The sequence below is a fragment of the Neobacillus drentensis NBRC 102427 genome (assembly GCF_001591445.1).
Classification (GTDB): Bacteria; Bacillota; Bacilli; order Bacillales; family Cytobacillaceae; genus Neobacillus; species Neobacillus drentensis.
Genome location: NZ_BCUX01000015.1, coordinates 22,931 through 43,015 on the forward strand (window position 1 = coordinate 22,931; position 20,085 = coordinate 43,015).

Genomic DNA, 20,085 nt, shown 5'->3' on the forward strand with positions numbered 1-20,085 from the left:
GATATAATTTTGGTCCAACAATAGCGGGACAGCTGCTGAAAACTAGCAAACAGCTTGTTAAGCTGTCAGATAAATAAATGAAATTAAAACGGCTCCCGGGATTCGGGGGCCGTTCTGAATTATAAATTGCTGTTTACAAGCAAAAAATCCGTACTTGGGCGACTTTTTTGATGAACTAAAATTATGAGTAAAATAGGACTGTGACATTATTCCTAGATAACGTACATATTTAACCTAATTTTACAGAATAGTAGATTGCTTTACTTGAAATTTCTAGTGCATTAGATATATAGATACGCTTTCGAAAAAGAAGAAAGTGTTAATTCAGGAATAAACTAGGTAAATTGTCACCATTTGACAATTCGACAACATATTAATATAATTTAACTTATTCTGAAAATTTCCAAAAATGGAATTTGTGTCTTTAATAGGTTTATATCAGGAGGTCAGGAATGATTGAATTTAAGCAGGTAAATAAGTTCTATGGGGATTTTCATGTCTTAAAGGATATTAATCTCACAATCAATCAAGGGGAAGTAGTCGTCGTAATAGGTCCTTCCGGTTCAGGAAAAAGTACCTTGCTGCGCTGCATCAATCATCTGGAAACAATCTCTGACGGGATACTCACCGTAAATGAAATATCAGTAGGGGATAAAAAAACAGATATCAATAAGCTAAGGCGAAATATTGGCATGGTTTTTCAGCATTTCTATTTGTATCCCCACAAAACAGTGCTTGAAAATATAACTCTAGCTCCCATGAAAGTATTGGGTCTATCCGAAAAAGAGGCTAAGGATACTGCCAAGCATTATCTGGCAAAGGTAGGCATATTAGATAAGGCCGAATCTTATCCTTCCCAGCTTTCAGGTGGTCAGCAGCAACGTGTGGCTATCGCTCGCGGTCTTGCAATGAAACCGGAAATCATGCTTTTCGATGAACCAACCTCAGCACTCGATCCCGAAATGATCGGCGAGGTATTAGATGTGATGAAGGCCCTTGCCAAAGAAGGCATGACGATGGTCGTGGTGACCCATGAAATGGGCTTTGCCAGAGAAGTTGCTGACCGAATTGTTTTTATGGATGAAGGGCGAATATTGGAAGAAGCAGTTCCGGCTGAATTTTATGAGAACCCGCGTGAAGAACGGGCTCGCTTATTTCTCAGCCGTATATTAAATCATTAATTGGAGGTAAAGGAATGTTCAAAAGAAAAAATTTCGTAAAAATGGCTTTAGTAACAACAATGGCTGCCTTATTTCTCGCTGGTTGCGGCGGGGACAAGGCTTCTAAGGAAGGCAGTAAGGATGTACTTGCCCAGATCAAAGAAGATAAAAAAATTGTGTTTGGAGTAAAACATGATACTCGTTTGTTTGGATTGAAAAATCCTTCAACTGGTGAGGTGGAAGGGTTTGATATTGACCTTTCTAAAGCACTGGCAGAAGAAATGTTTGGCAAAAATGTTAAGCCTGAGTATGTGGAGGTGACTTCTAAAACAAGGGTAGGTCTTCTAAATAATGGGAAAGTTGATGCGGTTGTCGCGACGATGACTATCAACGAAGAGCGTAAAAAAGAAGTCGATTTTACGGATGTATATTTTGATGCCGGACAATCATTGCTAGTGAAAAAAGGCAGCAAGATTAAGAGTATTGAAGACTTGAAAAAAGGAACGAAGGTGCTGGCTGTTAAAGGCTCGACCTCATCTGTAAATATTCGTGAGAAAGCCCCTGAAACAACCGTACTAGAATTCGAAAACTATGCAGAAGCTTTTACAGCCTTAAAGTCAGGTAAGGGTGACGCCCTGACCACAGATGATGCAATCCTTTATGGGATGGCAGAAGAAGATCCGTCATTTGAACTAGTCGGAGGAACATTTACAAAAGAGCCTTACGGAATAGCTGTTAAAAAAGGCAATCAAGCGCTTGTCGATGAGTTGAATAAAGCTTTAAAAAGCTTGAAGGATTCAGGAAAGTACGATGAAATTAAGGATAAATGGATTAAAAATTAACTATCTATAACCGGTTTCATGTCAGGTTGAGCAGTGTTCGTCTTCAAGGTGACGGACCTGCTCATTCTGATTCATTAGGAGGAGATCGTTTGCTGGATTTCTCGATACTAACGAATAATTTCGATTCATTTTTAGAAGGATTAAAAATAACGATTATTTCCAGTTTAATAGCATTATTATCGAGTTTTATTTTAGGAACACTTATTGCGGTTATGCGAATTGCCCCAGTTAAACTTCTTAACTGGCTGGGTTCGGTATACATTGAATTTATCCGAAATATACCTGTACTAGTTATCGTGTTTTTTACTTACTTATCTGGAAACTTTGGTGGAATGACAGCAGGAACAATTGGTTTAACTATCTATACAGCCGCTTTCATTGCCGAAGCCATACGTGCCGGGATTATGTCTGTTCCAAAAGGACAAATGGAAGCCGCTCGGTCGACAGGATTGAGTTATGGTCAGGCAATGAGAATGGTTATTCTCCCTCAAGCTATAAAGATTGTCATCCCTCCACTTGGCAACCAATTTATCAATTTAGTAAAAAATTCATCTTTGTTAGCAGTCGTCGCAGGCGGGGATTTAATGTATCAGGGAGATTTAATATCGGCAAAGACATACATAACATTTGATACCTATGTGTTCGTGGCCTTATTTTATTTAATTTTAACGATACCTTTAAGCCTTGGCGTAGGATTTTTAGAAAAACGCATGGCTAAAAGTAATTAAGGAGGTGCATAGATGGAGTTTCTAGCACCGTTCATTGAAGTATATACACTGGACAATCTTAAATTTTTACTAGAAGGATTTGCGGTTACCTTAAAGGTTGCTGCCATATCAATTGTGCTTAGTTTCATTATTGGCAGTCTCATAGGGACGCTCAGATATGCGAGAATTCCCGTTGTTTCGAAATTACTTGCCTTGATTGTTGAGACCATTCGTAACCTTCCTTTATTGCTGATCATTTTCTTCACTTATTTTGCATTACCCGAAATAGGAATTGAAATGGAAATTACATCAGCGGCAATCGCAGCCTTGACGGTTTTTGAATCTGCTATGATATCAGAAATTATCCGAAGCGGTTTAAACTCGATCGAAAAAGGACAGGTGGAAGCAGGACGTGCGTCTGGACTGAACTACATCCAGACCTTACGTTATATCATCCTGCCCCAAGCGCTGAGAAGAATGGTTCCTCCTTTGGTGAGTCAATTTATTTCTTTGCTAAAAGACACATCTTTAGCAGTGGTTATCGCCTTACCGGATTTATTGCACAATGGACAAATTATTTACGCGCAAAAGGGGTCGTATGTGATACCTGTCTTTGTCATGGTGGCGTTGATGTACTTTATCGTTAATTATACTTTGTCACTAGTGGCTCGACGGCTAGAATTAAAGCAGACGTAAGAAACTCCGGCTCAGTATGTGGGCCGGAGTTTTTTATAAGTGAGTTTTTTCTCAAAATAATTCATCTATCAAATACTAAAGATAGAAATTTGTCGTCCGATTTATTAATATTGGATTCTCAATTAATGTATAATTTTACAAGAATAGATTAAATTTACTATTAATCTTTTAAAGGGGTGCAAGTATTGAAGAAAAAGACATTTTTAGCTTTACCTGTTTCTGCCCTTCTGTTATTTTCAACTATTTTCACAGCAGCAGTGCAGACAAAAGCTCAAACAGGAACTAATAGTTTCGCAATGGATGAAACGCAAGTGAACACTAGTAAAAACATTAGAAAAAGCCAAATTCAAGGATTAGTGACAGAAAACAAAATGGTTCCTATTAAAAAAAATAAAGAAAGTGAACTAGAAAAAGAGATTAAGGCAAAATTGAATATTGAAGACTCCCAAAGTACGAATAAATATCAAACAGGCGAATTAATCATTAAGTATAAAAAAAAAGTGACGACTGGGGAAGTTAGTACAGTTCTGAAGAAATATTCTTTAAAATCCAAGCAGAAATTTAAATCTTTAAATGCAGAGGTTGTAAAGATCCCTGCTGGTCAAAGTACTAGTGAATTCATAAATAAACTAGAAAAAGATGTAACGATTGAATCCGTACAACCTAACTACAAATATTATGCTTCTGACACCAACAATTCTCCTAACTATTATGAGCAATTATGGGGCCTGAACAATTCTGGACAGTCTATTAAAGAGATTAATGGATTAGCAGATATAGATGTCGATGCACCTGAAGGCTGGAAGAAATTCAGTTCAAAACTACCAGAAGTGGTTGTCGGGGTCATTGATACGGGTGTAGACATCCACCATCCTGACTTAGAAGGGAGGATTTGGAGGAACACAAAAGAAATACCGGCCAATAATATCGACGATGACAAAAACGGTTATGTTGACGATGTTAATGGATGGGATTTTTATAATGATGATAATACTGTCTATGATGCACTTGAAGGAGATGAGCACGGTACACACGTCTCCGGAACGATTGCTGCAGAATTAGAAGGAGCAACTACAAAGGATAATAAAGGTGTCGTCGGTGTTGCTACAAACGTAAAGATTTTACCAATAAAATTTTTAGGTCCTGATGGGGGAACAACATCAGATGCCATCGAGGCCATTTCTTACGCAAAAAAGATGGGTGTAAAAATAACGAATAACAGTTGGGGCGGAGAAGAATACGACCCATTACTTGAAGAAGCTATCGGGAATTGTGGATGTTTATTTGTCGCCGCTGCAGGTAATGATGCAATGGATAACGATTTTGGCGGATCTTATCCTGCAAGCTTTGAAAATGCGAATATATTGGCAGTTGCTGCTGTTGATAACAAGGGTAAACTAGCACCTTTCTCAAATTATGGCACCAATTCGGTAGACGTTGCTGCCCCAGGTGTTGATATTTTAAGTACCGTTCCGAAATTCCCATTAGCTGAGCTGACAAAATCATTGAATCTTGAACAGCCGGGAGCATCCGCACAAATCTCCGGGGACAATTATAAAGCGATCTTTGATGGCATTGGGTACGAAAAATATTCAGATGCACACAGGGGAGAAACTAATTCCGAGTCACAAAGGCAAGAAGCTTTCAACAAAGCATTAAGTTATTTAGACTTAATCGATCCGAACAAAAAAATTCTTCTTGTCCAAGATGATGAAAGTGATCTTGCAGAATTATTTAAGAATGAGCCAGAACTTCGCGCCCTATTTAAAAATTATTTGCCTGTTTATCAAAAACTATTGGCTGACCATCCCTCACTAAAAACAATTACGGTTAGTTCTGATTCATCTCTGTCAGATTACCTGAACAGCAGCGACTTGTCTTCCTACGATGGGGTCATATGGTTTACAGGAAACGGTCTTGGGTTCTTTTCTGAGCAAGGTACCACTTTAACAACAACAGATGCGGATATGTTAAAGAATTACCTATCTAATGGTGGGGAATTGCTGTTAACTGGACAGAATGCCCTATCTGGTCAAGAGAAATCCCCATTTGTTAAGGATTATTTGCATTTAACAGTTTATGCGGATAGGGGACCAAGTTTGAATGTGGAAGGTTTATCTGGTGGAATCTATGAAAATACCAAATATGATGTAAATAGATATGAGACACCCTACTACTTTGCTGATTTTATTAAATCAAATGATTCCGGAACAGTTATAAATTCTAAATATGTTTCTGATTATTCACAAGCATTTGATTATTATAGTGGAACATCGATGGCGGCCCCGCATACTACTGGGACCGCAGCAGTTTTACTAGGATTACGTCCAAGCATGTCGCCGGAAATGCTTAAGCTGTATACAAGTGCAAAAGGAAAGAGTCTAGAAACATTAAAAGGCCGCGTTAGCAGCGGAAAAATTGTTAAAACTTCAAATCTAGATAACTTTAATGACAATGAAACACCCGGAATTCCATTGGAGAATAGCATTCAAAACGACAAACTAGATGGGACTACAGATAAAAATGATGTTTATGCATTGTCTTTAAAAGAAGGAGAGGTTCTTTCGCTTTCTTTGAATGGCAAAGCAGGGACCGATTTTGATTTGTATGTGTTCAATGAATCAACAACAAGTATAAATAATACGAATGGAATGGTTGCCTACTCTGAGAATGCAAAAACATCCAATGAATCAATTAAGTTTACTGCTCCTAAAACTGGGATTTATTTTGTCGATGTGTATGCCTACAAAGGTGCAGGGGACTATAAGCTTTTCACTGGTAATTTTGGAGGAACGTATGAGGATGATTCAAACTCCATGACTTTCTTAGGGGGATGGACGCCTGTATTTAATCCCAAGCATTCAGGTAATACTGCAAATACCCTGAATTCAATGGGGGAAGTTAACTTTTCTTTTGTTGGATACAGGTTCGAGTGGCAAGGGTATAAAGATCCTTCGCAAGGGATTGCCGATATTTATATCGACGGTAGTAAGATTGCCTCTCCATCACTTTATGCAGATACTTTTAAAGCAAAACAAACAATCTATAAAAAGGATTTTGCATCTTACGGCAGACACACTGTAAAAATTGTCTGGACTGGTATAAACGATCCCGCTTCGAGAAAAAGTGCTTCAGGGATCAATTTAGATAAATTCATTGTAAGCAGTAATCCTGTGTCATTAAAAGCGTACTACGATAAGGGGAAGAAAACTCCTGTTATTACATGGTCAGGTGTCGGTTGGGCAGAATCCTACAGCATTTATCGGAAAGAGTCTTCACAAGCGAACTATGTAAAGATTAATAAAAACCCTTTTACTTCAACAAGTTATGCGGACACCACTGCACTGCCAGGAAAATCCTATAACTATTCGGTAGTTATTCATACAAAAGAGAAATGGGAAACTCCCTTTTCATCACCTATCACTTTTGTTTATGATGATGAAATTAAAGGAAGTCTGCCAATAGCAGGGACCGTTAAAGGAAGTCTGAATACTAACACAAAGGATATTTATGACGTTTGGTCTAAACGTTTGGACAAGGGAAAAACATATGAAATCACCTTGTCTGGGCCTTCAGCAGCTAATTTTGATCTTTCTTTATTTAATGTTGGTACCTCTACTATATATGGTACAACTGCCTTGAAAAAATCGAAGGGGACTGCTTCTTCTGAAAAAATTGTATTTAAACCATCGAAATCCGGATTATATTATATTGTTCCTTCTGCGTTAAAAGGTTCGGGCCAATATAGTCTATCTCTTTCCGTCCAAACAGCAAAAATGGTTGAAAATACAAATGCCGCTATTAAATATTCAGGAATTTGGACCAAACCGAAATATACCAAGGCTTCCGGAGGAACGATAAATCAAACCAAAGGAAGTGCCGGATCCCTAGAATATGCATTTAGCGGAACGGGAATCACAGTTTATGCGGTTAAAGATAAGAATATGGGAAAAGCTGATATTTACATTGATGGTGTAAAAGTAAAGCGAATCGACCTTTACTCATCTAGCCGTAAGTACAAAGCGATTGTTTTTAACAAGCAAAGTCTCGTTAATAAAGTACACAAAATAAAGATTGTCGCCACTGGTAAAAAGACTAGCAAAGCAAAAAGCGCATTAATAAATATTGATGCTTTTAAAGTAACCCAGTTTACATTAGTTAAGAAATAAAAACTATGTAACTAAAACAAAAATCCTGATGGCCACTTGGCAGGCATCAGGATTTTTGTATAGCACTTCTTAATAGGAGGATTTGTATTTGGATGACAGGGCAGCAAATTATTTGACAATACTAATAATGTTCTATATTAATTAAGATAAGGACAACATCGAACTACTGGTGCTTTTGAGACAAAAATATCAACAAAACTTTGGAGGTACATCATGAAAATCGTAACAATTGTAGGTAGTTTAAGAAAAGAATCGTATAACATGCAGCTTGCTAAAACAATGCAAGATCGTTACAAGGACAAAATGGATATTGAAATAGCCGACATCCGTTCTCTGCCTCATTTTGACCAAGACGAGGAAAACAACCCACCTCAAGCTGTCAAGGAATTTAAAGCGGCAATCGCAAGTGCCGATGGGGTGCTCATCATTACTCCAGAATTCAATTGGTCCATTCCTGGTGTTTTAAAGAACGCGTTAGATTGGAGTTCTAGAGTGGACAAGGTTTTCATTGGTAAACCTGTAATGGCTTTAGGTGCGACCCTTGGCCTGCTAGGAACCGTTCGTGCCCAAATGCAATTGCGTGAAATTCTAGCAGCACCTGGTATTCAGGCTAAGATTCTTCCACCTGGAGGAAATGAGGTACTGATTGGTTTGGCGAATCAGAAGTTTGATGAACAAACTGGGAAGTTGGTTGATGAAGGGACACTTAGTTTCTTAGACAGTAAAGTAGATGCGTTTATTGATTTTGTAAAGTCGGTCTGAAAAAAAGTTGGATCAATGGACACGTATTGTCGTAAAACGAGAGCTTTTCTACATTAGTAGAAGAGTTCTTTTTTAATTGTCATTTTCTAATTGTTTCGCCGCGTAAAGCTCATCTAAATGCTGTAAATGTGTTAAGCCCCATTCATGCATGGACACAAAGAGGCATAATGGAGTATTCATTCTCATATCAATGCAGAGAAAGGTTTTGGGATTGTTCTAATGCTTATCATTCTTCTAATTTAGCTGTTGTCGTGTTTTTCGGTCGGAGAAGAATCATTACAAAAACAGTATAAAAGGAGAGGGTTGAGGTATGAACATAGGATTATGGGTCGTTCAAATTATTTTAGGATTAGCCTTTATTATGGCCGGATCAATGAAGGCTTTTTATTATGAGAAAGCGAAGGCCAGCATGCCGTGGGTAAAAGATTCTGCCAAAAGCTTGGTTAAATTTATTGGTATAGCAGAGCTGCTGGGAGGAATTGGATTGATCGTACCTTATGCAATAGGAATCGCACCAATCCTGACACCGATTGCAGCAATTGCACTAGGGGTAGTCATGATTCTGGCAGCTGGGTTTCACTTGAAGAGGAAAGAGAATCAGGCAATCGGAATGAATATCATTTTATTAGCCTTGGCAATATTTGTAGCAATTGGACGTTGGTAGGAGGAGTTTATTTGGTCCCGTCTTTATTAATAGGGCATGGTTCACCATTTTTAGCAGTTCAACAAAATGAATATTCCCATTTCTTATCTGAATTGGGCAAACGTTTTAACCCCAAAGCCTTTGTTATCTTTAGTGCTCACTGGGAAAGTGAAATCCTCTCATTAACTTAATAAAAAACGCCAACCCATTGATTCATTTCAATGGGTTGGCGTTTTTTATTAACGTGCTAGGATGGTTTTGATGGTTGTTATAGTTAGGCAGTTCCATTGGAAATGCTCTTAACCTTTTCCATAATGGCTTCAGGTGAACTATTGAGTGCAATGGCCAATTCTTTGAAAAGGATATTTATAATAGGATTCAAAATTCTGCTATCTTGTTCATAAAACTTTCTTCCAGCCATTTCAATTTCAGCCTTTTTCCGAAGCAGGGTATTGGCTACTTTAGCAATATCCATACGATTACCGGATTTCACAATGTCTGAATAAACTTGACCCCGCAAATGCAATTTTTCTATCCAATTAATTCCTGCCGAATGAAACGACTCTAATATTTTTTCAGCTTCCTCTTTATTTATTAATTTCAGTATCAAGGTTTTGTCATTATCCACAGGGGTATTGATCGTCAAATCATGATTATTTTCAATGGGATGTAAAACGTAGTACGTTCTAGTAATCCCGGTATAGGTCTTATCACAGATTTCATCTACCCGGCATATCCCATGTCCTGAATAAATAATTAAATCACCAATATTAAACAAAGCGCAAACCCCTTTCAAACTATTTTCTAATTAGGATGACTATGTTCATTATACTTCTTTTTTTGTTGAATCGTCAATTTGGTTGACAAATTACCCGAGAGGACCAGGTTGACGGTTCTTGTGAACTAACCACATTTAAATTGGTTTTCTTGTTCCTTCTTGGAAATACTATTCACGTTAATAAAGAGAATCAAGGAGATACAAAATGAAAGATAAAATCCCTTCGTTATCGTCCAACTCCATTTATTTGGGTATTTTGTTAGCCATAGTTGGCGGGTTTCTTGATGCTTATACGTTTATCAGCCGCGATGGAGTGTTTGCCAATGCGCAAACGGGAAATATGGTATTACTGGCTGTAAAAGCAGCAAGCAAGGATTGGAGAGGCTCTCTACTTTTTATTCCGCCTATTATCGCCTTCATTTTGGGTGTGTTGGTTTCAGAAATAGTAAAGACTCCTCATGTACGCGATCTATTACATAGCTATCGAAGATCGATCCTTATCTTAGAATGCTTGGTATTAATTACAGTAGGTCTGTTGCCAAGAAGTGTGCCAAACATCGTGGTTACCGTGTGTATAGCATTTGTATCTTCCTTGCAGATTTCGACGTTCGATAAATTGGACAAGTGGGCCTATAACTCAACAATAACAACAGGTAATCTTCGAACGGCGACACAAGCCGCCTACTTGGCAATAAAAGAACGAAATCTGGAAGCAAAAAAACAATTCATAGAATTTTTTATGATCATTCTTTCTTTTTTATTTGGAGCGTTGACAGGGACATTTTCAACCACCTATTTGGGGAACTTCTCTATATTTATCGCATCGGGAATATTAGTAATTGCAACTATTTTGTATCATAGGGATAGAGGGTACTTGAGTGAAACCATTAAGTTGAAATTAAAATAATTAAAAAGTGGTGTATGGAGCAATAGGAAAGGGGTAAAAGAAGACACTGTAAAAAGAAAAAAACTAGCCTATTTTTAGGTTAGTTTTGCTGTGCTATAAAACATTTATTTAGTTAGTTGATTTCGATCCTCAATCTGTGGTGGTTCTTCCATCCAGCCATTTTTGATCATAATCTTTCCCCCATCTTGAGCAAAAGTGAAAATATTTTTTGCATTAAAAGCCATTTTTGCGGGCAAGTCACTCCGTAAACTGAATCCACTTCCTAATGCATTACTTCCGAGCCCAAATGAAGTTAACAAATTGGTATTGTACATCATCAATTTGTCAGAAAATGGCGCGACTTTTGATGCTGTTGCTTTACCAGCATGAGTAGCGGGGGGCTCAATATAACTTTGGCGTAAGAATTCACCTAGATCTATTTCAATTTTTTTGGATAATTCCATTCCTTCGGTAAGATATTTTTGAACTTCTTTATCAGCAGCAACTTGCGCGAAGCCAATCATTAATTGCATCCCTACAAGGTTTGTTTCAATCGCATGATGGATTAGTGAAACTTCAACTGTATTCAGGGATCTTTCATCACTAAACCACTTAAACCCATCCATATAATTTTTGTCTTGAACAAAATTTACCTGTTTTGGCATGGAAACAAAAGGTGGACGTACCAGTACACCTTTTTCCAGCAGGAATTGAGTTGCTTGGCTGTTCATTAATTGGGATTCAGTAGTCATGCCGATAAAAAGATCTTCTATATCCTTTCGGTAAGACATACCTGTGAAAAGTGCATAAAGGCTCATTTCCACTTTAGTCATCAAATATAAATACATAATATCATACAAGAAATCAAATAATTTTGGAACGCCTTTTTTTACATCGCTTTCCGTAAAACCAATCGGAATTACTGCTCCTTCTTGTTGAAAAATACTTGTAATCATCTCAATGTTTTTGGTGGCACCATTATAATGTGACAGTAACAGTTGTTTTCCTTCATGATCGGCGTGCTCTATAAAATGTTCCAATACTCTAAGCATCATGGTTTTTTCTTGAAAAGCTATCCACAAATTAGCTAATTCTGATGATGTAATAGGCGCTTGACTTGAAGTCTTCATGCTAAACCCCCCTAGTTTTATTATTATAATGTAACCATTAGGATATTATTTTATGAAATACGAATTGGTGGATAAGTAGAGGGAGTTTTCGTTGTTTTTAGAATTTTCGTAAGGGGGGATATAGCAAATAGAATATATAGGTAAGAAAAAAGACCATCTAGGATGGTCTTTACACGCGTTTAGTTCCAACGTATCTTGGATGCCAATATGAATTGTTTGTGCTTGTAATCATTACTCCTTTTGATGAAGAAGCCATAATCATTTTACCATTCCCGATATACATCGCGACATGTGTCGGTCGACTTGCTTTGGTTGGAGCAAAGAACATTAAATCACCCGGTTGTATATTATTATAGATACGATATCCGTTTCCGTAGTACATTTGAGCGGCGGTACGATTTAGCGTTCTTCCAGCTTTTGCATAGGAATGCTTAACTAGACCTGAACAATCAAAACCATTGGTTGACATTCCACCCCAACGATAAGGTACTCCTAAATTAGACTTTGCAACCGCAACTGCCTTTGTATTATAATAAGCCGCTTCCGCTTTATCACCCATGTTAGCAAACAAAGAGCCACAAGAAACGATGATGACAAATGCTGCAATGAATTTCTTTAGCATGATTGTTACCTCCTAGTGTGATTTGATAGGTTCAATATACTAGAAAGGTGTAACAGTGACATCACATCAATATTACAATTATATTACGATAGTTATTCTGAAATAATTTTATGCTTGTCTCCTTTAATTCATAAAGAGTGAGCTCAAAATTCAAATGAACAATAAAAAGCCGTACAGCAATTGCTGTACGACTTTATTAATGAGCCAAGGGACTGACCACATTTAACCTAATATTAATTCCACCTTTTTGGTCTATTCTTTCTTTAATCTTCCAGACTTTTTGGCTGCCTCTTTTAAGATGACTTCGATTTGGGCATTGACGCTTCTAATTTCATCTTCAGCCCATTTTTCCAGCACTTCATATAACTTCGGGTCAATCCGAAGCGGAAATGATTTTCGTTTGCTCATTTACTACACAACCTTAATAGATGCTTCCTGTATTGATAATCGGCTGCGTACCTTTTTCAGAGACAATCGCAACCATTAAGTTATTGACCATCTGCGCTTTCTTCTCCTCGTCAAGTTCAACAATTTCTTGCTCTGCGAGTTGGTCAATTGCAGCTTTTACAAGCCCTACAGCACCGTCGACAATCACCTTTCGAGCGGATAATACTGCTTGCGCTTGTTGTCTTTGCAGCATGGCAGAAGCAATTTCAGAAGAATAGGCAAGATGCATAATTCTGGCTTCGATGACATCAACACCTGCAACATCTAGTCTTTTTTGCAAATCATACATAAGTACGTCTGCGACTTCATCGCTATTTTGACGAAGCGTTAATGGGTTATCAGGATGATCAAATGAATCATAGGCATATCTGCTCGCAATATGACGAAGACCGGTCTCACTTTGAATTTGAATGAATTTATCATAGTTTTCAACGTCGTACAATGCTTTTGCTGCATCATTCACTTTATAAACCACAACAGCTGCAATCTCAATTGGGTTGCCTTCTAGATCATTTACTTTTAGCCTTTCGCTGTTAAAGTTTGTCACTCGTAGGGAAACACTTCGTTTGAAAGTAAAGGGGATTGTGGCCCATAATCCTTGATCCCGGATTACACCGAGATAGGTACCAAAGAACGTTAATACTTTTGCTTCGTTGGGCTGAACAATCGTTAAACTTGTTGCAACAATCAATCCTATAATAATGACGAATCCACCAGTTATTTTTTCAGGGATAGTTCCAGTAGCAATTAAAAAGATTCCAAAGCCGATGCACAATAGTGCAATGATAAGTGCGGCAAACCCATTCATTTTAAATATTGATTTTTCTCTCATTACATTTCCTCCAATTTAATTAGTGATATAAAAGTGATATCATAATTATATCATAGTTAGCTGTAAAAGAAGGGATCACATTAAAATATTTGGGTAAGAAAATCTGATCTGATGCATGAAAAAACGACATCCATGAAAGGATGTCGTTTCCTATACAGTATTCAATTTTTCTTTTTTAGAAATATCCTTTACTACATCCGCAATGGTTACATTTCCAAGCGCTTTCTCCATTGCTGTCTCAGCACTTGAAAACAGAGGACCAATCGTATCTTGAATATTTCTGCCAACAGGGCACTCAGGATTAGGATTTTCATGGATGCTAAACAATTCTTTCTCCTGAACAACATTAACGGCTTTATATACATCCAACAAGGTAATCATCGATAGATCCTTTGCTAGGTCAGCCCCTGCAATTCCAGGGCGTACATTTATTAACCCTGATTTTTTTAACATGCCCATTATTTTTCTTATGACAGCTGGATTTGTATTTACACTTCCCGCAATAAACTCGGAGGAGTTTACCCCGCCTTTATTTACCTCAAGGAGTGTTAATATATGAACCCCAACCGCAAAACGGCTGCTGATCGACATCTTTCTTCACCTTCCTAATGATCTATATATTCTAATATCACCAGAATATTGAAATGTAATCAATTTGATTACAAGTGTATTATACCAAATTTGCGAACAAAATATATAGAGCGATTTTTAGTTGACAAACGACCGACATGTTATTATGATGATTACAGGTAATTAAGTCGGTTACAGGGACCATCCCTGTGGCACAAGGAGGAAAAATAAATGAAAATTTTAGTAACAGGTGCAACTGGTAAATTAGGATCAAAAGTGGTGGATAGTTTATTAAAGACTGTCCCAGCGAATCAATTGGCTGTCAGTGTCCGTAATCCCGAAAAAGCAGGGGGATTAGTATCTCGCGGGGTAGAGGTTCGCCAAGGTGATTTTGATCAGCCGCAAAACTTAGATACGACTTTCGCTGGAATTGATCGTCTATTAATTATTTCTGCTGATGGTGACAATGAAACAAGGATCCGTCAGCATACAGATGCAGTCGCAGCAGCTGAACGGGCGGGAGTGAAATTTATTGCCTATACAAGTTTGGCAAATGCAACAGAAAGCAAAAATTTAATGGCGCCGCCCCATGTTGCGACAGAAGCAGCAATAATTAAAACAGGAATTCCATATACTTTCTTGCGTAACAATTGGTATTTGGAAAACGAAATTGGAAGCATTCAAGGTGCGTTAGCAGGTGCTCCGTGGGTAACATCAGCAGGAACAGGTAAAGTGGGCTGGGCACTACAACAAGATTATGCAGATGCCGCAGCAGCTGTGCTTACAGGAAACGGTCACGAAAATAAGGTATATGAACTTTCTGCTCCTCTATTAACTCAAGAAGAATTAGCAGCTGCTCTTGGCGCTGTATTGGGTAAAGAAATACCTGTACAGCAAGTATCTGACGAGACGTATGCCGAAATCATGAAAGGGTTAGGTTTACCGGATTTTGTCATTCCAATTGTAGTTGGAATTCAAGAGAGTATTCGAAATGGCTCACTTGCAGTGGAAAGTAATGACTTTGAGAAGGTTCTCGGACGTCCGGTTACGCCAATCAGTGAGGCATTAACTCAAATTGTGAACGAAATATCTCAAACAAAGTAAGCTAAATTCCATGAAGACCCGACCTTCCTGAGTGAATCAGAGGTCGGGTTTTTTTTGAACCGAAAGGAATAATTCAAACCAACCCAAAATAATTATATAAAAAACAAGAGTAAGTTCGTCCATTAAGTATCCCTGTAGAGCTTCTAGGAGGGAGCCAATTCTTTGAATCGAAATCGGAATAAAAATGTACAGCTAACCATTTTTTTGCTGTTTTGCTTACTGATCATTCTTATTATTCATGCCCTTCTTAATATTCGAATATATTTTGTATATAGTACGGGTCTGGGTCCTATTTTTTTAATAGGATTGATTATTTTCTTAATGGTTTTACTCTTTTTCAAAGGGTAAAACCATTAACTAAAAGTAGGTTGATTAAACATCTATCAAATGGTAAAATATAACTCCAATCTTAAGTATAGCATCTACTAAAAAGGGTAGATGTTTCTTTTTGTGCTGTTCCACCCTTATAAAACCCATATGGAGAGGTGACGGATTAAGACTATGAGCTCGAAAAAACAAAAAACAATTCGTGACCATAAAGATTATCAATCAGAAGTGGAGCGCCTAGAGTTTACTAAGGAATATATTAAAAGTGTTTTGGAAATGTCGAAGGGAAATAAAGAACAGTTCGTTGAGAATTTAAAAGAGGCCTTTGCTGATTTGGACACATCAGACAGTAGTTTAAGTTACATGAACCTACTGACGAATGCTCAGTATTTAGAATTGGCCGTGAGTGAATTGGAACGGCTATCAAGCGTCATCGGCAAACCTTACTTTTCAAGAATCAATTTTACAAGCAGTGGTGACACCATCGAAGAGATTTTATATATTGGCAAAGCTTCACTATTTGACCGTGTCAATCAGATACCGATTATAGTCGATTGGCGGTCACCAATTGCCAATGTTTACTATGATGGACGGCTTGGGAATGTCACTTATGACGCTTACGGGGAAACGCAAAGTGGTTATTTATCGCTAAAGCGACAGTACGATATCGAGAAAGGATTATTAAAAGATATTAGAGATATCGACTTAACCACACATGATGAGTTATTGCAGAAATCCTTAGCAGGAAAAGCAGACAATCGCTTAACTGAAATTGTCGCGACCATCCAAAATGAGCAAAATGAAGTTATTCGAGCTTCACTTAAACACCCCATTATTGTCCAAGGAGCGGCCGGCAGTGGAAAAACAACCATTGCACTCCATCGAATTTCCTACTTTCTTTACTCATCTGGATATCGATTTCCTCCAGAAAAATTGATGATTCTCGCACCTAATAAATTATTTATCGATTATATTTCCGCCGTTCTGCCAGATTTAGGAGTAAATAAGATAAAGCAAACGACCTATATTGAATTTATGAGAAATTGTTTAGGCAAGAAATTAACATTAATATCGCCTAATTCAAAATTAATGGCTCTTATAAACGGAAATGAAAAATCAAAAATGATCCAATGGGTTTCCAGTTATAAAGGGTCGCTAGATTTTAAAGAGTTAATCGACCACTATTTAAAAGAAATTGAGTATAATTTGGCACCTTCCGAGGACTTTATGATTGAAAAATCACGCCTGATGAGAGGCGCGAAACTAAAAAAACTATTTATAAATGAATTTCAATACTTACCTATCTATAAGAGACTGGATAAAATTAAAAATTTATTAGCCAATGATTTAAGATTAAAAAAATCGCTGATTCTTTCTAAACTTAATAGCAAATATGACGATGCTTTAGAAAAGCTCCTTTTTAGCAGCAGGCCGGAGTCTGAAAAAAGAAAGGAAAAAGTAGTCAATTTCATGGATTCAAAAGAAAAGAGAATCAGTTCGGTGGAGAAAGAGTCCAAGGTCGCGATAAAAAATTATATGGCTGCTTTTGTTAAAAAAGATATCTTTACGCTTTATAAGGAACTTATGGCATCGCCTGAACTGTTGCAAAAATATTCGCGTACACTTTCCGAGGCAGACTGCACGAGGTTAAGTAACTATTGTCAAAGGATCTTTGCTAAAAAGGCGCTCGAGCTCGAAGATTTAGCACCATTATTTTATATGAAGGCAAAGCTAGAAGGGCTCGAAGAACCCTATAAAATGAAAAGTATTTTTATTGATGAGGCCCAGGACTATAGTTATTTCCAATTTGCCGCATTAAAAGAAGGTTTTGAAACAGATTTGTTTACGATCGTCGGTGACCTAGCCCAAGGGATTCATTCTTATCGAGGGTTGAATAGTTGGGAACCGCTAAAAAACGATATTTTCCCTAATGCAAACTATCAAACGTTACAAAAGAGTTATCGAACGACAGTCGAGATTATGCACTTAGCAAACGATATTCTTTCCATCATGGATAAAGACTTGCCAAAAGTAGAACCCGTCATTCGCCATGGGGACAAACCCCGGTTAACCAAAATAGACCCTGCCAATTTAGAACAAATAAGAGCAATCCTTGAACATGATATTCAGTTACTCAAAAAGGAAGAGCTAAACTCGATTGCGATTATTGGAAGAACCGACAAAGAGTGCACACGAATACATAAAATGCTTGAAAATAGCAAACTTCCAATTCAGCTCCTAGAAGAAAAACAAGATATGAAAAAGGGCAGCATAGTGATCTTACCTTCGTACCTTTCAAAAGGATTAGAATTTGATGCCGTACTGATTATTACCTTAGAAGAGTCATACAGAGAGGAAGAATTAGACATCAAATTGTTGTATGTAGCCATGACAAGACCGATGCATCGGTTGTATTTATATGCGAGTGCGCCGTCAGAATTACTATTAAATAAAGTTAAATCCATCCATTTCGATAAAATGTGAAAAAAAAAGGTGTCAGGCACCTATTGAAGGGTGCCTGACACCTTTTTGATGGTATAATAAGGAAAAATGGATGCGCCATAATGAGGTAAGGTCATTCATATATCTTAAAATGTTTAATAGGAGTGATTGTATGCTAGTAGTAACTACAGAAAATATCCCAGGTTACAAGGTGGTTGAAGTTAAAGGACCTGTTTTTGGTTTAATCGTTAGAAGCCGCGGTTTGGGTGCGGATATTATGGCAAGCTTAAAAGGGTTGGTAGGCGGAGAAATTAAACAATATACTGTGATGCTAGAGGATTCGAGAAAAGAAGCCATGGACCGGATGATCAAGAATGCCAATGCGATGGGAGCCAATGCAATAGTCATGACTCGGTTCGACTCAGGAGAAGCTGGAAAAAATATGACTGAAATCTTTGCATACGGTACGGCAGTAGTAGTCGAGAAAATGTAATGAACGGACTTTGGATAATTATCACCTATTACGGCTTGCAAGTCATCGCTGTTATTGTGTTTATTTTATTAGGAGTGTTTATTTATGACAAACGATTCAAAGGTCGGCAGGGTGAAAAAGTGCCCGCAGGATTTGAAAAAACAGATGAAATAAACATTGACCCAATCACCAATGAGAAAACAAGGGTGTACTATAACCCGCTCACTGGAGAGCGTTTTTATAAAAAGGAAAAATGATTAACTAAAAATGTAAAAAGTGACTCAAATTATCAATTAATTTGTAGTCATTTTTTTTAGCAATAATAGGGCTTGGAGGGATTTAGAAGCTGGCGAACAGTAACAGTCACTGTTCGCCAGCTTTTTAGGAAAAATCTTCATATTTAACACAAAATTGTCAATATCTTCAATCCGCGATTAAAATGCCAGACGTATAATAAAAGTAGGAAGGAAAGTTTAATAATGGGGAGATGAGAATAATGTTAACAAATTATTCGCGAATTGTTGTTGCATATGACCATTCTGACTTAAGCAAAAAAGCCTTGAAAATGGCAATGAATATGGCAAAAGAGGATCAACAAATTCAATTGTTTGTCGTAATGGTCATGCAACCAGAAAAGCCCATTCCATACGCCTCCGGTTATGGAGTTGTTGCAATTCTTGAGTCGCAGCTTGAGAAAGCTAATGCCGTGCGTAGTGAAATTGAACAAGAATTAAAGTCACTTCCAAATAAAACAAAAGCACTTTTATTACAAGGGAATCCAGGACTCATGATTGTCGACTATGTGAAGCAAAATGATGCAGACCTTGTTGTCATGGGAAGCAGAGGATTAAGTGGACTGAAGGAACTTTTCTTGGGAAGTGTCAGCCATTATGTTGTCCAAAAGGCGCATTGCCCAGTTTTAATTGTAAAATAAGAAACTATAAAATGCTTTTCAGGATTAGTTTTTATTGATTAATAGAGAGGGGACCAATAGTTATCTATTGGTCCCCATTTTTAAGAGAATCTATTGCTTTGCTTTTTAACCAGCTAACGACTCCGTGAATAATAAGCAGTAACCCACCAATCTCAATAGCATGGTCAGCCAAGTTAAGAATTCCACCAGAGCGAATGATAAAATCTGTTACCTGCCCAAACAGAAGTCGATCAATTCCATTTCCAATTGCTCCTCCGACTAGGAATCCGAAACTACTATCGATGAGGGCACCCTTCATTTCTTCAGTTTTGCGAAAATATAAAACACCTATCACGAACAACACCGCCACAACCACGAAGAATCGCGCATAGCCTTGAAATAAACCGCCTGCCATCCCGCTGTTTTCAATATGTGTGAGTGGAATTCCCCATAATGTAAATGTTTCATTGATATCAATGTTGGCCCGAATTAGATATTTAGAAAGCTGGTCCATCACAATAACAAGAATTGCAATCAGGTAAAATAACATTTATAGACCTTCTTTCTTGCAGAATCAATTGCA

The 20,085-nt window shown here is 37.6% G+C and carries 21 protein-coding genes; 14 read left to right on the plus strand and 7 right to left on the minus strand.

Annotated elements, in window-relative coordinates; genetic code table 11:
* The first annotated feature begins 452 nt into the window (after positions 1-452).
* The 8 genes from BDR01S_RS08915 (at position 453) to BDR01S_RS25295 (ending at position 9,170) form a co-directional block, all read left to right on the plus strand.
* On the plus strand, positions 453-1,181 hold the full coding sequence (locus BDR01S_RS08915) for an amino acid ABC transporter ATP-binding protein (protein WP_066255998.1): 729 nt from the start codon (positions 453-455) through the stop codon (positions 1,179-1,181).
* A gap of 14 nt (positions 1,182-1,195) precedes the next feature.
* Positions 1,196-2,002 carry a transporter substrate-binding domain-containing protein gene (locus tag BDR01S_RS08920; RefSeq protein WP_066255996.1) on the plus strand — a complete coding sequence of 269 codons (807 nt, stop codon included), beginning with the start codon at positions 1,196-1,198 and terminating at the stop codon, positions 2,000-2,002.
* 89 nt (positions 2,003-2,091) lie between these two features.
* Complete coding sequence (locus BDR01S_RS08925; RefSeq protein WP_066255992.1) at positions 2,092-2,730, plus strand: amino acid ABC transporter permease; 639 nt, start codon at positions 2,092-2,094, stop codon at positions 2,728-2,730.
* Positions 2,731-2,742: 12 nt separating this feature from the next.
* The gene (locus BDR01S_RS08930; protein ID WP_066255989.1) at positions 2,743-3,405 is read left to right on the plus strand and encodes an amino acid ABC transporter permease; all 663 of its coding nucleotides are present in this window, start codon (positions 2,743-2,745) and stop codon (positions 3,403-3,405) included.
* A gap of 185 nt (positions 3,406-3,590) precedes the next feature.
* Entirely contained in the window at positions 3,591-7,574 is a 3,984-nt protein-coding gene (locus tag BDR01S_RS08935) for a S8 family serine peptidase (RefSeq protein WP_066255986.1), read from the plus strand.
* A gap of 213 nt (positions 7,575-7,787) precedes the next feature.
* Positions 7,788-8,336 (plus strand): NADPH-dependent FMN reductase, encoded by a 549-nt coding sequence (locus tag BDR01S_RS08940; protein ID WP_066255983.1) that lies wholly within the window; start codon positions 7,788-7,790, stop codon positions 8,334-8,336.
* Positions 8,337-8,646: 310 nt separating this feature from the next.
* Positions 8,647-9,000 carry a DoxX family protein gene (locus BDR01S_RS08945; protein ID WP_066255980.1) on the plus strand — a complete coding sequence of 118 codons (354 nt, stop codon included), beginning with the start codon at positions 8,647-8,649 and terminating at the stop codon, positions 8,998-9,000.
* Positions 9,001-9,011: 11 nt separating this feature from the next.
* Complete coding sequence (locus BDR01S_RS25295; RefSeq protein ID WP_157406131.1) at positions 9,012-9,170, plus strand: hypothetical protein; 159 nt, start codon at positions 9,012-9,014, stop codon at positions 9,168-9,170.
* An 83-nt stretch (positions 9,171-9,253) separates the two neighbouring features.
* On the opposite strand, the gene BDR01S_RS08950 is transcribed toward BDR01S_RS25295, so the two are convergent.
* Complete coding sequence (locus BDR01S_RS08950) at positions 9,254-9,757, minus strand: CarD family transcriptional regulator (RefSeq protein ID WP_066255977.1); 504 nt, start codon at positions 9,755-9,757, stop codon at positions 9,254-9,256.
* A 205-nt stretch (positions 9,758-9,962) separates the two neighbouring features.
* Here BDR01S_RS08950 and BDR01S_RS08955 point away from each other — a divergent pair, with 205 nt between their 5' ends.
* A complete protein-coding gene (locus tag BDR01S_RS08955; RefSeq protein ID WP_066255976.1) occupies positions 9,963-10,664 on the plus strand; it encodes a YoaK family protein in 702 nt (233 codons plus the stop codon).
* A gap of 104 nt (positions 10,665-10,768) precedes the next feature.
* Here the strand turns inward: BDR01S_RS08955 and BDR01S_RS08960 are convergent, their stop codons facing one another.
* The 5 genes from BDR01S_RS08960 to BDR01S_RS08975 form a co-directional block, all read right to left on the minus strand.
* Entirely contained in the window at positions 10,769-11,773 is a 1,005-nt protein-coding gene (locus BDR01S_RS08960) for a DUF3231 family protein (protein WP_066255974.1), read from the minus strand.
* A gap of 169 nt (positions 11,774-11,942) precedes the next feature.
* Positions 11,943-12,395 (minus strand): C40 family peptidase, encoded by a 453-nt coding sequence (locus BDR01S_RS08965; RefSeq protein ID WP_066255971.1) that lies wholly within the window; start codon positions 12,393-12,395, stop codon positions 11,943-11,945.
* A gap of 252 nt (positions 12,396-12,647) precedes the next feature.
* On the minus strand, positions 12,648-12,803 hold the full coding sequence (locus BDR01S_RS24845; RefSeq protein ID WP_082797367.1) for a type II toxin-antitoxin system antitoxin: 156 nt from the start codon (positions 12,801-12,803) through the stop codon (positions 12,648-12,650).
* A 13-nt stretch (positions 12,804-12,816) separates the two neighbouring features.
* Positions 12,817-13,674, minus strand: a complete 858-nt coding sequence (locus BDR01S_RS08970; RefSeq protein WP_066255969.1) for an SPFH domain-containing protein — start codon at positions 13,672-13,674, stop codon at positions 12,817-12,819.
* A gap of 150 nt (positions 13,675-13,824) precedes the next feature.
* The gene (locus BDR01S_RS08975; protein ID WP_066255966.1) at positions 13,825-14,265 is read right to left on the minus strand and encodes an Rrf2 family transcriptional regulator; all 441 of its coding nucleotides are present in this window, start codon (positions 14,263-14,265) and stop codon (positions 13,825-13,827) included.
* Positions 14,266-14,475: 210 nt separating this feature from the next.
* Between BDR01S_RS08975 and BDR01S_RS08980 the strand changes: the two genes are divergently transcribed.
* From BDR01S_RS08980 to BDR01S_RS09005, 5 genes are all read left to right on the plus strand, one after another.
* Complete coding sequence (locus BDR01S_RS08980; RefSeq protein WP_066255963.1) at positions 14,476-15,348, plus strand: SDR family oxidoreductase; 873 nt, start codon at positions 14,476-14,478, stop codon at positions 15,346-15,348.
* A gap of 501 nt (positions 15,349-15,849) precedes the next feature.
* On the plus strand, positions 15,850-18,159 hold the full coding sequence (gene helD, locus BDR01S_RS08990) for an RNA polymerase recycling motor HelD (protein ID WP_066255958.1): 2,310 nt from the start codon (positions 15,850-15,852) through the stop codon (positions 18,157-18,159).
* 130 nt (positions 18,160-18,289) lie between these two features.
* Positions 18,290-18,610: a heavy metal-binding domain-containing protein gene (locus tag BDR01S_RS08995; RefSeq protein WP_066255955.1), complete on the plus strand. Its 321-nt coding sequence runs from the start codon at positions 18,290-18,292 to the stop codon at positions 18,608-18,610.
* Entirely contained in the window at positions 18,610-18,846 is a 237-nt protein-coding gene (locus BDR01S_RS09000) for a hypothetical protein (protein WP_066255952.1), read from the plus strand. Before BDR01S_RS08995 ends, BDR01S_RS09000 begins: the two co-directional genes overlap by 1 nt.
* 239 nt (positions 18,847-19,085) lie before the next feature.
* Positions 19,086-19,523 (plus strand): universal stress protein, encoded by a 438-nt coding sequence (locus tag BDR01S_RS09005; RefSeq protein WP_066255950.1) that lies wholly within the window; start codon positions 19,086-19,088, stop codon positions 19,521-19,523.
* A gap of 64 nt (positions 19,524-19,587) precedes the next feature.
* Here BDR01S_RS09005 and lspA read toward each other — a convergent pair whose 3' ends face one another.
* Positions 19,588-20,052, minus strand: a complete 465-nt coding sequence (gene lspA, locus BDR01S_RS09010; protein WP_066255947.1) for a signal peptidase II — start codon at positions 20,050-20,052, stop codon at positions 19,588-19,590.
* Between the last annotated feature and the right edge of the window lie 33 nt (positions 20,053-20,085).

Coding starts and splice junctions, on each gene's coding strand:
- BDR01S_RS08995 (WP_066255955.1), top strand. CDS start 18,290: ATGCTAGTAGTAACTACAGAAAATATCCCAGGTTACAAGGTGGTTGAA.
- lspA (WP_066255947.1), bottom strand. CDS start 20,052: ATGTTATTTTACCTGATTGCAATTCTTGTTATTGTGATGGACCAGCTT.
- BDR01S_RS08955 (WP_066255976.1), top strand. CDS start 9,963: ATGAAAGATAAAATCCCTTCGTTATCGTCCAACTCCATTTATTTGGGT.
- BDR01S_RS08945 (WP_066255980.1), top strand. CDS start 8,647: ATGAACATAGGATTATGGGTCGTTCAAATTATTTTAGGATTAGCCTTT.
- BDR01S_RS08975 (WP_066255966.1), bottom strand. CDS start 14,265: ATGTCGATCAGCAGCCGTTTTGCGGTTGGGGTTCATATATTAACACTC.
- BDR01S_RS08965 (WP_066255971.1), bottom strand. CDS start 12,395: ATGCTAAAGAAATTCATTGCAGCATTTGTCATCATCGTTTCTTGTGGC.
- BDR01S_RS08970 (WP_066255969.1), bottom strand. CDS start 13,674: ATGAGAGAAAAATCAATATTTAAAATGAATGGGTTTGCCGCACTTATC.
- BDR01S_RS09005 (WP_066255950.1), top strand. CDS start 19,086: ATGTTAACAAATTATTCGCGAATTGTTGTTGCATATGACCATTCTGAC.
- BDR01S_RS08915 (WP_066255998.1), top strand. CDS start 453: ATGATTGAATTTAAGCAGGTAAATAAGTTCTATGGGGATTTTCATGTC.
- helD (WP_066255958.1), top strand. CDS start 15,850: ATGAGCTCGAAAAAACAAAAAACAATTCGTGACCATAAAGATTATCAA.
- BDR01S_RS08930 (WP_066255989.1), top strand. CDS start 2,743: ATGGAGTTTCTAGCACCGTTCATTGAAGTATATACACTGGACAATCTT.
- BDR01S_RS08960 (WP_066255974.1), bottom strand. CDS start 11,773: ATGAAGACTTCAAGTCAAGCGCCTATTACATCATCAGAATTAGCTAAT.
- BDR01S_RS08980 (WP_066255963.1), top strand. CDS start 14,476: ATGAAAATTTTAGTAACAGGTGCAACTGGTAAATTAGGATCAAAAGTG.
- BDR01S_RS24845 (WP_082797367.1), bottom strand. CDS start 12,803: ATGAGCAAACGAAAATCATTTCCGCTTCGGATTGACCCGAAGTTATAT.
- BDR01S_RS08940 (WP_066255983.1), top strand. CDS start 7,788: ATGAAAATCGTAACAATTGTAGGTAGTTTAAGAAAAGAATCGTATAAC.
- BDR01S_RS09000 (WP_066255952.1), top strand. CDS start 18,610: ATGAACGGACTTTGGATAATTATCACCTATTACGGCTTGCAAGTCATC.
- BDR01S_RS08920 (WP_066255996.1), top strand. CDS start 1,196: ATGTTCAAAAGAAAAAATTTCGTAAAAATGGCTTTAGTAACAACAATG.